11 protein-coding genes and 1 tRNA gene are annotated in these 11502 nt (G+C 72.3%); 3 read left to right on the top strand and 9 right to left on the bottom strand.

The window, feature by feature from the left end:
• Positions 1–25 precede the first annotated feature (25 nt).
• Entirely contained in the window at positions 26–667 is a 642-nt protein-coding gene (locus tag ACIGAN_RS17255) for a MerR family transcriptional regulator (RefSeq protein WP_399858349.1), read from the top strand.
• Between the two features lie 3 nt (positions 668–670).
• On the opposite strand, the gene ACIGAN_RS17250 is transcribed toward ACIGAN_RS17255, so the two are convergent.
• Positions 671–1495, bottom strand: a complete 825-nt coding sequence (locus tag ACIGAN_RS17250) for an exodeoxyribonuclease III (protein ID WP_399858346.1) — start codon at positions 1493–1495, stop codon at positions 671–673.
• 60 nt (positions 1496–1555) lie between these two features.
• On the opposite strand from ACIGAN_RS17250, the gene ACIGAN_RS17245 reads away from it, so the two are divergent.
• Positions 1556–2032, top strand: coding sequence for a GNAT family N-acetyltransferase (locus tag ACIGAN_RS17245; protein WP_399858344.1), 477 nt, complete (start codon positions 1556–1558; stop codon positions 2030–2032).
• 86 nt (positions 2033–2118) lie between these two features.
• On the opposite strand, the gene ACIGAN_RS17240 is transcribed toward ACIGAN_RS17245, so the two are convergent.
• From ACIGAN_RS17240 to galU, 7 genes are all read right to left on the bottom strand, one after another.
• Positions 2119–2192, bottom strand: a tRNA-Ala gene (locus ACIGAN_RS17240).
• 81 nt (positions 2193–2273) lie between these two features.
• Complete coding sequence (glpR, locus tag ACIGAN_RS17235) at positions 2274–3491, bottom strand: divisome protein SepX/GlpR (RefSeq protein ID WP_365735969.1); 1218 nt, start codon at positions 3489–3491, stop codon at positions 2274–2276.
• A 172-nt stretch (positions 3492–3663) separates the two neighbouring features.
• Entirely contained in the window at positions 3664–4281 is a 618-nt protein-coding gene (locus ACIGAN_RS17230; protein WP_365095161.1) for a GNAT family N-acetyltransferase, read from the bottom strand.
• A gap of 26 nt (positions 4282–4307) precedes the next feature.
• A complete protein-coding gene (locus ACIGAN_RS17225) occupies positions 4308–4805 on the bottom strand; it encodes a MogA/MoaB family molybdenum cofactor biosynthesis protein (protein WP_365095164.1) in 498 nt (165 codons plus the stop codon).
• Positions 4802–5311, bottom strand: coding sequence for a cyclic pyranopterin monophosphate synthase MoaC (moaC, locus tag ACIGAN_RS17220; RefSeq protein WP_365095167.1), 510 nt, complete (start codon positions 5309–5311; stop codon positions 4802–4804). The genes ACIGAN_RS17225 and moaC overlap by 4 nt, the downstream gene beginning before the upstream one ends.
• A gap of 82 nt (positions 5312–5393) precedes the next feature.
• The gene (glp, locus tag ACIGAN_RS17215; protein WP_399858340.1) at positions 5394–6734 is read right to left on the bottom strand and encodes a molybdotransferase-like divisome protein Glp; all 1341 of its coding nucleotides are present in this window, start codon (positions 6732–6734) and stop codon (positions 5394–5396) included.
• A gap of 4 nt (positions 6735–6738) precedes the next feature.
• Entirely contained in the window at positions 6739–7638 is a 900-nt protein-coding gene (galU, locus tag ACIGAN_RS17210) for a UTP--glucose-1-phosphate uridylyltransferase GalU (RefSeq protein WP_365735963.1), read from the bottom strand.
• 168 nt (positions 7639–7806) lie between these two features.
• Between galU and ACIGAN_RS17205 the strand changes: the two genes are divergently transcribed.
• On the top strand, positions 7807–8355 hold the full coding sequence (locus tag ACIGAN_RS17205; protein ID WP_399858336.1) for a 5-formyltetrahydrofolate cyclo-ligase: 549 nt from the start codon (positions 7807–7809) through the stop codon (positions 8353–8355).
• Positions 8356–8418: 63 nt separating this feature from the next.
• Here the strand turns inward: ACIGAN_RS17205 and ACIGAN_RS17200 are convergent, their stop codons facing one another.
• Positions 8419–11289 carry a penicillin acylase family protein gene (locus tag ACIGAN_RS17200; RefSeq protein ID WP_399858334.1) on the bottom strand — a complete coding sequence of 957 codons (2871 nt, stop codon included), beginning with the start codon at positions 11287–11289 and terminating at the stop codon, positions 8419–8421.
• Positions 11290–11502: the final 213 nt, after the last annotated feature.

The following is an 11502-nucleotide window of genomic DNA, read 5'->3' as shown; positions in this document are numbered from 1 at the left end:
CCGCGGTACGGCTTAGGGTGCCCAGGTGGCCGAGAAGCGTGAATACCGCATGGAAGAGCTGGCCCGCCTGGCCGGGATCACGGTGCGCACCCTGCGCTTCTACCGCGAACGCAAGCTGATCCCGCCACCGCGCCGCGAGGGCCGCATCGCCTGGTACGACGACCAGCACCTGGCCCGGCTGCGCACGATCACGGCCCTGCTGGAGCGCGGCCACACCCTCAGCGGCATCGCGGAACTGGCCGAGGCATTCGACCACGGCCGGGACGTCGGCGACCTGCTCGGCGTGGGCGGCCCGACCGAGGAGGAACCGGTCCACCTCACCCCCGAGGAGCTCGCCGACCACTTCGCGGGCGAGGCCACCCCGGAGAACCTGGCCGCCGCCATGGACCTCGGCTACCTCGGCACCGACGGCGACGAGATCGTCCACATCAGCCGCCGCCTGCTGGAGGTCTCCTCGGCCCTGGTCCACGAGGGCATCCCGCTCGCGGACGTGCTCGCCGCGGCCAAGGAGGTCCGCACCCACACCGACGCCCTGGCCGGCCTCTTCACCGACCTCGTCCTGCGCCACGCCTCCGCTGCGGACCTGCCCCGCCTGCGCCCCCTGGCGCGCAGCGTGGTGGAGGCGGAGCTGTCGCTCGCCCTGGACCGCAGGATGCGCACGCCCTGACGGTCAGCGGCTGCCGGCGGCCGGCTGACCGTCGTAGACGACGGTCACCGGCGCGTGGTCGGACCACCGCTCGGCGTGCGTGGCGGCGCGCTCCACGAACCCCTTGACCGCCCGCCCGGCGAGCCCGGGGGTCGCCATGTGGTAGTCGATCCGCCAGCCGGTGTCGTTGTCGAAGGCCCGCCCGCGGTAGGACCACCACGAGTACGGCCCCTCGGTGTCCGGGTGCAGGGCGCGCACGACGTCGACGTAGCCGCCGTCGGCCGGGTCGAGCACACGGCCGAGCCACTCGCGCTCCTCGGGCAGGAAGCCGGAGGACTTCTGGTTGCCGCGCCAGTTCTTCAGGTCGGCCGTCGTGTGGGCGATGTTCCAGTCGCCGCAGACGAGGACCTCGCGCCCCTCGGCCGCGGCCCGCCCCCGCAGTTCCTTGAGGTGGGCGAGGAACTCGCCCATGAAGCGCTCCTTCTCGTCCTGCCGCTCGGTGCCGACCTCGCCGGAGGGCAGATAGAGGGAGGCGACGGTGACCCCCGGCAGATCGGCCTCCACATACCGTCCGCTGCCGTCGAACTCGGCGGACCCGAACCCGATCCGCACCCGGTCGGGCTCGCGCCGGCTGTACAGCGACACCCCGGCCCGGCCCTTGGCGGCGGCCGGCGCGTGCACCACGTGCCACCCCTCGGGCGCGCGGACGTGCCCGGGCAGCTGCTCCGGCTCGGCGCGCACCTCCTGCAGGCACAGCACGTCGGCGTCGGTTTCGGCCAGCCACTCCACGAAGCCCTTCTTCGCGGCGGCCCGCAGCCCGTTCACATTCACAGAGGTCACAGTGAGCACCCGGGCACGATACCGGCACTCTGGACGGAGTCCAGTTCCGGATCACATACGGTGGTCGGCATGCACATACGCCGGGTCTCCTTCGACCACCCCGACGCCATGAAGCTGAACGACCAGGTCCAGGCCGAGTACGCCGTCCGCTACGGCGACGACGGCGACGCCACGCCCATGGCCGTCGCGGACTTCGACCCGCCGAACGGCATCTACCTGATCGCCTACGACGCGGACGGCACGCCCGTCGCCTCGGGCGGCTGGCGCGCCCAGGACGCCAACGACGAGGGCAACCTGGACGGCGACGCCGAGCTGAAGCGCATGTACGTGATCGAGCAGATGCGCGGCCGGGGCCTGGCCCGCCGCATCCTGGCGGCGCTGGAGGAGGACGCCCGCGCGGCCGGCCGGGTCCGCATGGTCCTGGAGACGGGCACCAAGCAGCCGGAGGCCATCGCCCTGTACACGTCCAGCGGTTACGAGCCGTGCGCCAAGTTCGGCTACTACCGCCACCACGAGGCCAGCCGCTGCTTCGCGAAGCGGCTCTGACGCCCCGACGGACCGACGGGCCCTTCGGGGCCCGCGAACAGAGCAGAGCCCCTGTCGGCTGTCGCCGACAGGGGCTCGAAGCTGCGTGGACCTGAGGGGATTTGAACCCCTGGCCCCCTCGATGCGAACGAGGTGCGCTACCGGACTGCGCCACAGGCCCTTGCAACGAGTGAAACTCTAGCACCCCGATCGGCCCGCATAAAAATCCGTTCCGGAGCCGGTGACCCGCGGGTGCGCGGGGCTACTCGTTGGCGGCCCGGGGCCGGTCCCCGTCCTCGTACTGGTCGAACAGCGGCGTACGGCCGCGCTCCCGGGCCCGCCGGGCGGAGGCCGCGGCGGGGTTCGCGCCGCGGCCGCGCTTCCGGGCGGGCGGCAGGGCGTCACCGCGTCCGTCGCCGTCCGTCCCCTCCGGCGCCTGCGGCTCCGCCGCCGGGCCGGGGTCCGCGGGGCCCGCGGTGTCGTCCGCCGCCTCGGGGGCGACCGCGCTGGACCGCGCCGAGCTCCAGGTGTCGGGGGCGCCGAGGTCGACGTCGCTCGTCGCCCGGGGCGCGACCGGCGCGGTCACGTAGGTCGGCAGGGGCACCGGCACCGGCTCCCAGCTGTCGCCCTGGCCCGGCCGCCGCTGCCGCTCGCGCTGCTGGTCGACCCACTCCGCGTGGTCGGTCTGCTCGACGAGGGCGCGCCGGTCCGCCGCGAGGGCCGACAGGCCGGGGTCGGTCGCCGGCTCGGGTCCCTCCTCCGGTTCGTCGGCCTCGTCCTCGGCCAGGGGGCGCCGGCGGGGCTGGCGCTGCCGCTCCCGCAGCCGCTGGGCGGCGGCCTCGGCCCGGCGGCGGTCCATCTGGTAGGCGAAGCGGCGGCGCTCCTGGGAGCGCAGGTACGCGATGTACACGCTGAGCATCACGGCGGGCACGCCCGGGGCCCACAGGAACGCCAGGCCGCCGACCGCGGCGACGATCGCGCCGAGGGTGAAGGCGAGGAACAGCATGGTGGTGGTGCGCCGGCGGCGCGCGAGCACCTTCGAGCGCCGGGCCCGCGCCGCGGCCGCCTGCTCCGCCGGGGACGGCGCGCCGCGCCGGGCGGCGGGCACGCCGCCCGTGCCGCGATCGGGACGGGCCGCGTGCGGTGCCGGGCGGGCCGGCTGCTCCGGGGCGGGCTCCGGGAGGGGCGCCCGGGTCTGGGGACGGGTCTTGGACACCGCGAAGGCCCGGACGTCCACCGACTCGGTGACGGCGTCCGGGTCGCCGGCGTCCTGCTCCCCCTCCTCGGCGGAGCGCGCCTGCAGGTCCTTGGCGTACCGGCGCTCCATGGCCGCCTTTCCGGACAGAAGCCGGATGGCGGTGCTGAAGCGTTCCGTCGGACGGGCCTCGTTCAGCTCGTCCTGCCTACGGAGCCACATCGGCACCAAGTAGGCGGCCCAGGCCCCGACGATGACTGCGTAGATGAGGCCGCTGCTGCTCACGCCTCACACCGTAGAGGGGTTTGCGTGAGGCCATCTGCCAATTGAGCCGGTGTGTCGCACGATCTGGCTGATATTTCGAACTTTTTTTGCGACTGATGCGATCAGCACACCACCGAGGCCGGGAATTCCTCGCCCCGAGACGGTCAACGGCCGATCAATTTCGAACACATATTCAATTTCCGGAGTGCGGCCGCATTCCCGGATTACTCTGGGATCGTGCCCGCTGCCAGCGCCTGAGCAAACCGTCGGGCACCTCCTCCGCCGTGAGCGCGAAGACGAGGTGGTCGCGCCAGGCCCCGTCGATGTGCAGATAACGGGGCCGGAGCCCCTCCTCGCGGAATCCGAGCTTTTCGACGACCCGGCGGCTGGGGCCGTTCTCGGGACGAATGCAGACCTCGACGCGGTGCAGTCCGACGGTGCGGAAACAGTGGTCGACGACGAGCGCCACCGCCGTCGGCATCACCCCGCGCCCGGCCACGGCCTCGTCCACCCAGTACCCGACGTGCCCCGAGCACATCGAGCCCCAGGTGATCCCGGCGACCGTCAGCTGCCCGACCAGCCGCCCCTGGTACTCGATGACGAAGGGCAGCATCCGGCCGGCGTTCGCCTCCGACCTCAGGTGGCGGACCATCTGGCGGAAGGTCGGGCGGTGCGCCATCGGCCCGCCCGGCGTGGGCGGCGGGATCGTCGCCTCCCAGGGGCGCAGCCAGTCGCGGTTGCGCCGGTTGACCTCGCGCCACGCCCGCTGGTCGCGCAGTTTTATCGGCCTGAGGACGACGTCGCCGTCCACCAGCTCGACGGGCCAGGATGGGCTGTTCAGCTCGCACCCCCGTCGGGTCTGGGGTGGTCGCCGCCGCGCAGCTGCTCGACGGCGTGCACCAGCAGCGGCTCCAGCACGGCGAGGCCGTCCTTCACGCCGCCGCTGGATCCGGGCAGATTGACGATCAGCGTGCTCCCGGCCACACCCGCCAGCCCCCGGGACAGCGCCGCGGTCGGCACCTTCTCCCGGCCGAACGCCCGGATGGCCTCGGCGATGCCGGGCACCTCGTGGTCGATCACCCGGCGCGTGGCCTCGGGGGTGCGGTCGGTGGGCGAGATGCCCGTGCCGCCGGTGGTGACGACGACGTCGTAGCCGGCCTCGACCCCGGCGCGCAGGGCCGCCTCCACCGGGTCGCCGTCGGGCACGACCTGCGGGCCCTCGACCTCGAAGCCGAAGCGCTTCAGGCCCTCGGCGATCAGCGGGCCGCCCTTGTCCTCATAGACGCCGGCGGCGGCCCGGTTCGACGCCGTCACGACGAGTGCGCGGTACGTCATGTCCGGCTCCAGTCGCCCGACTTGCCGCCCGTCTTCTCCTCGACCCTCACGTCCGTGATGACCGCTCCCTTGTCGACCGCCTTGACCATGTCGATCACGGTGAGCGCGGCGACGGAGACCGCGGTGAGCGCCTCCATCTCGACGCCCGTGCGGTCCGTGGTCTTCACGGTGGCCAGGATCTCCACGGCGTCGTCCGCGACCGACAGGTCCAGTTTCACACCGGACACCGACAACGGGTGGCACAGGGGGATCAGATCGGGGGTGCGCTTGGCGCCCATGATCCCGGCGATGCGCGCGGTCGCGAGGGCGTCGCCCTTGGGGACGCCCTCACCCCGCAGCAGCTCGATCACCCGGGGCGAGACGAGGACGCGGCCGCTGGCACGGGCGGTGCGCGCGGTCACGTCCTTCTCCGACACGTCCACCATGCGGGCGGCGCCCGCCTCGTCGAGGTGCGTCAGCCGGTCCTGTGCGGAGCCGTCCGGCGTGCGTGGGTCCTGCGTGCTCATGCTGTGTGGCGCTCCCGGTCCGGGCCCGTCGCGGTGCGGCGCACGGGCCTGCTGTGCGCGACACGGTACCCCCAACCAGCGGCTATCGGCCGAGCAGGACCACCTCGACGTCGGCGCCGGGCTCGACGGACTCGGTGTCCTCGGGGACGACGATCAGCGCGTCGGCGTGGGCGAGGGCCGCGACCAGGTGGGATCCGGCGCCGCCGACCGGGGTGACGCGGCCGTCCCGGTAGGTGCCGCGCAGGAACTGGCGGCGGCCCTTCGGCGAGGTCAGCGCCTTGTCCGCGGCCAGGGTCGCCCGGGTCGTCGGGCGGTGGACGTCCGGCAGGCCCATCAGGGCGCGGATCGCGGGGCGGACGAACAGCTCGAAGGAGACGTACGACGACACCGGGTTGCCGGGCAGGGCCAGCAGCGGGGTGTGGTCGGGGCCGATGGAGCCGAAGCCCTGGGGCTTGCCGGGCTGCATGGCCAGCTTGCGGAACTCCACGCCGCTGCCCGGCTCGTCCTCGTCGGCGACGTGGGACAGGGCCTCCTTGACGACGTCGTAGGCGCCGACGCTCACCCCGCCCGTGGTGACCAGCAGGTCGGCGCGGACCAGCTGGTCCTCGATGGTGGAGCGCAGGGTCTCGGCGTCGTCGGCGACGGCGCCGACGCGGTAGGCGAGGGCGCCGGCGTCACGGGCGGCGGCGGTGAGGGCGAAGCTGTTGGAGTCGTAGATCTGACCCGAGCGCAGTTCCTCGCCGGGCTGGACGAGTTCGCTGCCGGTGGAGAGCACCACCACGCGCGGGCGCGGGCGCACGCGTACGCGGCCCCGGCCGATCGCGGCGAGCAGGGCGATCTGGGGCGGGCCGAGGATCGTGCCCGCCTCCAGGGCGCGGTCACCGGCCTTCACGTCGCTGCCCTGTGCGCGCACGTGCGCGCGGGCCTCGGCCGGGCGGTAGACCTGCACCTGGCCGGTGGCGCCCTCGGGGCCGAGGCTGCGGGCGCGCATCCCGCGCACCGGGCCCTCGCCGAGCCCGCCGTCGGTCCACTCCACGGGCACGACCGTCTCGGCGCCGGGCGGCAGCGGGGCGCCGGTCATGATGCGGGCGGCCTGGCCGGGCCCGACGTGGAGCGGTTCCGACTGGCCGGCGGCGACGTCCCCGACGACCTCCAGGGCCGCCGGGAACTCCTCGCTCGCGCCCGCCACGTCCGCGACCCGCACCGCGTAGCCGTCCATCGAGCTGTTGTCGAAGGGCGGCAGGGACACCGGCACCGTGACGTCCTCGACGAGGACGCAGCCCTGGGCGTCGAGCAGGTGCAGCTCGATCGGCTCCAGGGGCCGGACGGTGGCGAGGATGTCCTCCAGGTGCTCGTCCACCGACCAGAGGTGGTCGGGGCCCGAGTGGTCCCGGTCCGTGACGCGGGGCGCGGCGCTGCTCAACGTGCTACATCTCCTCGGCTACGTAACTGCGGAGCCAGGTCCGGAAGTCCGGGCCCAGGTCTTCACGTTCGCACGCGAGCCGGACGATGGCACGCAGGTAGTCGCCGCGGTCGCCGGTGTCATAGCGGCGGCCCTTGAAGACCACGCCGTGCACGGGGCCGCCGATCTTCTCGTCCTCGGCGAGCTGCTGCAGGGCGTCCGTGAGCTGGATCTCGCCGCCGCGGCCCGGCTCGGTCCGGCGCAGTATGTCGAAGATGTTCGGGTCGAGGACGTAGCGGCCGATGACCGCGTAGTTGGACGGGGCGTCGGCCGGGTCGGGCTTCTCGACCAGGCCGCCGACCCTGACGACGTCGCTGTCCTCGGTGGTCTCCACGGCCGCGCAGCCGTAGAGGTGGATCTGCTCCGGGGCGACCTCCATGAGCGCGATGACGCTGCCGCCGCGCTGCTCCTGGACCTCGACCATGCGCTGCAGCAGCGGGTCGCGGGGGTCGATCAGGTCGTCGCCGAGGAGGACCGCGAAGGGCTCGTGGCCGACGTGCGGGGCGGCGCACAGCACGGCGTGGCCGAGGCCCTTGGGGTCGCCCTGGCGGACGTAGTGCATGGTCGCGAGGTCGCTGGACTCCTGCACCTTGGCCAGACGGTCGGCGTCGCCCTTCTTCTGGAGCGCCGACTCCAGCTCGTAGTTGCGGTCGAAGTGGTCCTCGAGGGGGCGCTTGTTGCGGCCCGTCACCATGAGGACGTCGTCGAGGCCCGCCGCGACGGCCTCCTCGACCACGTACTGGATCGCGGGCTTGTCCACGACCGGCAGCATCTCCTTGGGAGTGGCTTTGGTGGCCGGCAGGAACCGGGTGCCGAGGCCTGCTGCGGGAATGACAGCCTTGCTGATCCGAGGGTGCTGAGTCATGTGCGCCACCCTATCCGGTGCCTTTGCATGGAATCTGAGGCTCCGGTTCATAGGCGCTCATATGAGCGTATTGCCATAGTACGGGAGCAACCATTGAGGCCTATCGCACGTCCGGGCGAGCCTGACAAGCGGAGTTTGCGGCGCGAGATCCTCGCGGTGAGGAACAGGTTGACGGCCGATGACCTGCGGGAAACGTCGGCCGCGCTGGCCGCGCGGGCCATGGGGCTGCCCGAGTTGGCCCGGGCCGGCACGGTCGCGGCGTATGTCTCCGTGGGGAGTGAACCCGGGACGCTCGCGCTCCTGGACGCTCTGCGCGCCCGGGGCGTGCGCGTGCTGTTGCCGGTGCTGCTGCCCGACAACGACCTCGACTGGGGGCCGTACGAGGGCGAGGACTCGCTCGCGCGGGTCCGGCACGGCGGCCGGATGGCCCTCTTCGAACCCGCGGGCAAGCGCCTCGGACCGGACGCGGTGACCACGGCGGACGCGGTGCTGCTGCCGGGCCTCGCCGTCGACGCGCGCGGCATGCGCCTGGGCCGGGGCGGCGGCTCGTACGACCGGGTGCTGGCGCGGCTGGAGCGCGCGGAAGCGCGTCCCGCGCTGGTGGTGCTGCTGTACGACACGGAGGTCGTCGGGCAGGTCCCGGCGGAGCCCCACGACCGGCCGGTGCACGCGGTGGTGACGCCGTCGGGGATCCGGCGGTTCCGGCCCGGGCCCTGACGCGCGAGCGGCCCTCCACGCGGGCGTGGAGGGCCGCTCGTGGCCGCCTGAGGCTTCAGCGGCTCACGGCTTGAGCACCAGCTTGTCGGTCGTGCTCTGGTCGACCGCCCGGTCCGAGAAGGACCACGGCAGCAGTTCGCCGTCGGCCCACTTGTCGGTCTGGTCGACGTAATGGGCGCTGTAGGCGTGCCCGGAGGCCCCGGTGAGGTTGATCCAGCGGGACTTGTCCAGGTCGCCCAGGTTCACCACCATCCGCATGGACGGCACCCACACCACCCCGTAGCCGCCGGCGGCGTTCCAGCCGGTCGCGTTCACCGTCGCCTCGCCGCCGCTGAGCTCCCAGGGGCCGCGGTTGAGGGCGTACCGGACGAAACCGGGGCCCGCGGTGCCGAGGGTCTGGTTCTTCAGGAACAGGCGGTGCAGCCGGCCCCAGCTCCAGGTGTCGATGTCCTTGCCGAGCTTGGCGGTCAGCTCCCAGCGGGCGTCGACCATGGCCCGCTTGAACAGCTGGTCGCGGTTGACGGCGCCGTCGCGGGTGCCCACCTCGGGCGTCCTCCACCAGTCGCTCTTCGGCTGGTCCATCAGCTTGCGGACCACCTCGAACCAGCGGTCGCCGCCGTCGGGCTGCGCCTTGTCGGGGGCGCGCTGCCCGCACTCGCGGACCTCCTCGGCCTCGTCGGCCGGGCCGGTGGTGTTGACCGGCTTGACCCACAGGCACTGCCCCTTGGGCCGCAGCTCCTTGGGCAGCTTGTTGCCGAAGGCCAGCTTGAGGATGTTGCGCCAGACGGCGTTGAAGTAGGCGGCGGCCGCCGAGTCGGCGTCCTGGGTGTAGTCCCAGCCCTCCAGGAGCTTCTGCGCCTCGCGGACGTCCTTGTCGCCGGTGTCGATCTTCAGCAGCGTGGGCACCAGCAGCCGGGCGATCTCACTGCTGTTGTCCAGCTGCATCTGGCGCATGTCGTCGGTCGAGATCTTTCCGCCGTCCTTGATCTTCGACTGGATCAGGTCGGTGATCCGCTGGCTGCGCGCGCCGTAGCCCCAGTCCGTGGTGAGCGTGTAGGGGTAGTCGTCCTCGTCGATCACGGCCTGGTTGGCGGTGACGATGTAACCGCGCTCCGGGTCGTACTCGTAGGGCAGCGCGTCCTGCGGGACGTAGCCGGTCCAGCGGTACTTCGGGTCCCAGCCGGGCGCCGGCAGGGAGCCGTCGAAGCCCTCGGCGCGCAGCGGGATCCGCCCCGGCAGGGTGTAGCCGATGTGGTCCTCGGTGTCGGCGTAGACCAGGTTCTGCGAGGGCACGTCGAACAGGGACGCGGCCTTGCGGAAGTCGGTCCAGTTCTTCGCCCGGTTCATGGCGAAGACGGCGTCCATGGTGGTGCCCGGCTGCAGCGCGGTCCAGCGCAGCGCGACTCCGTAGCCGTCGCCCCGGTCGGGCGCGGCCGTGTCGACCGTGGCCTTCTTGCCGACCTTCACGAGTTCCTCGTCGCGGTCGGAGAGCAGCGGGCCGTTGTTGGTCTCGCGGACGACGATCTTCCGGGGCGAGCCGCCGGCGACCTCGATGGTCTCCTCGCGGGTCTCGAACGGCTTGACCTTGCCGTCGTAGAGGTAGCCCGCGCCGGTGATCTTCTCCAGGTAGAGGTCGGTGACGTCCACGCCGGAGTTGGTCATGCCCCAGGCGATGTCCCGGTTGTGACCGATGATCACGCCGGGCATGCCGGCGAAGGTGTAGCCCGCCACGTCGTACTGGCAGGTGCTGGAGACGCTGCGGCAGTGCAGGCCCATCTGGTACCAGACCGACGGCAGCGAGGGCGACAGGTGCGGGTCGTTGGCCAGCAGCGGCTTGCCGGTGATGGTGTGCTTCCCGCTGACGACCCAGGAGTTGGAGCCGATGCCGTCGCCGTTCACGCCGACGGCCGGCGGGAGGTCGTCCATGACCCGGGTGAGGCCGGTGAGCTGGCTGTCGAGGCCGGAGGTGCCGGAGGGGGTGCCGGACGTGCCCGCGGTGCCGGACGTGCCGGACGTGCCCGCGGTGCCCGTGCCGGCGGTGCCCGCGCCCGTGCCGGACGTGCCCGCGGTGCCCGCGCCGGCCGTGCCACCGGTTCCGGCGGTACCTCCCGTGCCGGCCGTGCCGCCGGCGCCACCGGTCGTGCCGCCCTGCTCGAAGGCGCCGGTCAGCTGGCTGAACTGGCCCTCCTGGACGATCGCCTTGTTCCGGCTGTACGGGTACTGCGGGTACAGGTCGGCGATCTGCTTCGGGCCGAGGCGGCTGGTCAGCAGGGCGCGGTCGATCTCGTCCTGCATGTTGCCGCGCAGGTCCCAGGCCATCGCCTTCAGCCAGGAGACCGAGTCGACCGGGGTCCACTGCTTCGGCTTGTAGTCGTTGGTGAAGCCCAGCGCCGCGTACTCCAGGGAGATGTCCTTGCCGTCCTTGCCCTGGAGGTAGGCGTTGACCCCCTTGGCGTAGGCCTGGAGGTACTTCTTCGTGGCGGCCGACAGCTTGGTGTCGTACTCCCGCTTGGCGACCCGGTCCCAGCCCAGGGTGCGCAGGAACTCGTCGTTGTCGATCTGGCTCTTGCCGAACATCTCCGACAGGCGCCCGGCGGCCATGTGGCGGCGGACGTCCATCTCGTAGAAGCGGTCCTGGGCCTGGACGTAGCCCTGGGCCATGAACAGGTCCGCGTCGGAGGAGGCGTAGATCTGCGGGATGCCGTGGTCGTCCCGTCTGACCTCGACGGGCCCGGCCAGCCCTTCGAGCGTGAGCGTGCCCTTGGTCTGCGGGAAGGAGGCCCGGACCGTGCTGATGGTCCAGTACGCGCCGAAGGCGACGCCCCCCAGGAGGGCCAGCACCAGGACGAGCACGAGGAGACGGACTTTGCGCCCCTTTCTCCTGCCGGACTTGCCGGGCTGCTGACCCGTGGAGGCGGTGGTGTCGGTGGGCATCGCTGTCCTTGCTGTCCTAACGCGAGCGGCAGGTTCGGCTGTGCTTTTAACTGAGCGCTGGAGCAACGATAGGCGCAGGGCCTTGCGCCCCTTGACGCGGAGTCGGGAACCGGCGCGGACGGACGTTCGATCTTGCCCTCCCGAGCGTCAAGAAATCGTCAAGAGTTAGGTAAGGTAACGAAGTAGTCGGCGCGCTGCGCCACCTCGTCTTGT

Origin of the sequence: Streptomyces sp. NPDC085931 (assembly GCF_044540565.1) — a bacterium.
In the GTDB taxonomy this organism is placed as follows: Bacteria; Actinomycetota; Actinomycetes; order Streptomycetales; family Streptomycetaceae; genus Streptomyces.
The sequence above is the reverse complement of the archived record's forward strand: the minus strand, read 5'-3'. Positions and strand labels throughout refer to the sequence as shown.

Bases quoted from the DNA above. Each gene is read 5' to 3' on its own strand.
- ACIGAN_RS17245 (WP_399858344.1), top strand. From the start codon at position 1,556: ATGCACATACGCCGGGTCTCCTTCGACCACCCCGACGCCATGAAGCTG.
- ACIGAN_RS17225 (WP_365095164.1), bottom strand. From the start codon at position 4,805: ATGACGTACCGCGCACTCGTCGTGACGGCGTCGAACCGGGCCGCCGCC.
- moaC (WP_365095167.1), bottom strand. From the start codon at position 5,311: ATGAGCACGCAGGACCCACGCACGCCGGACGGCTCCGCACAGGACCGG.
- galU (WP_365735963.1), bottom strand. From the start codon at position 7,638: ATGACTCAGCACCCTCGGATCAGCAAGGCTGTCATTCCCGCAGCAGGC.
- ACIGAN_RS17200 (WP_399858334.1), bottom strand. From the start codon at position 11,289: ATGCCCACCGACACCACCGCCTCCACGGGTCAGCAGCCCGGCAAGTCC.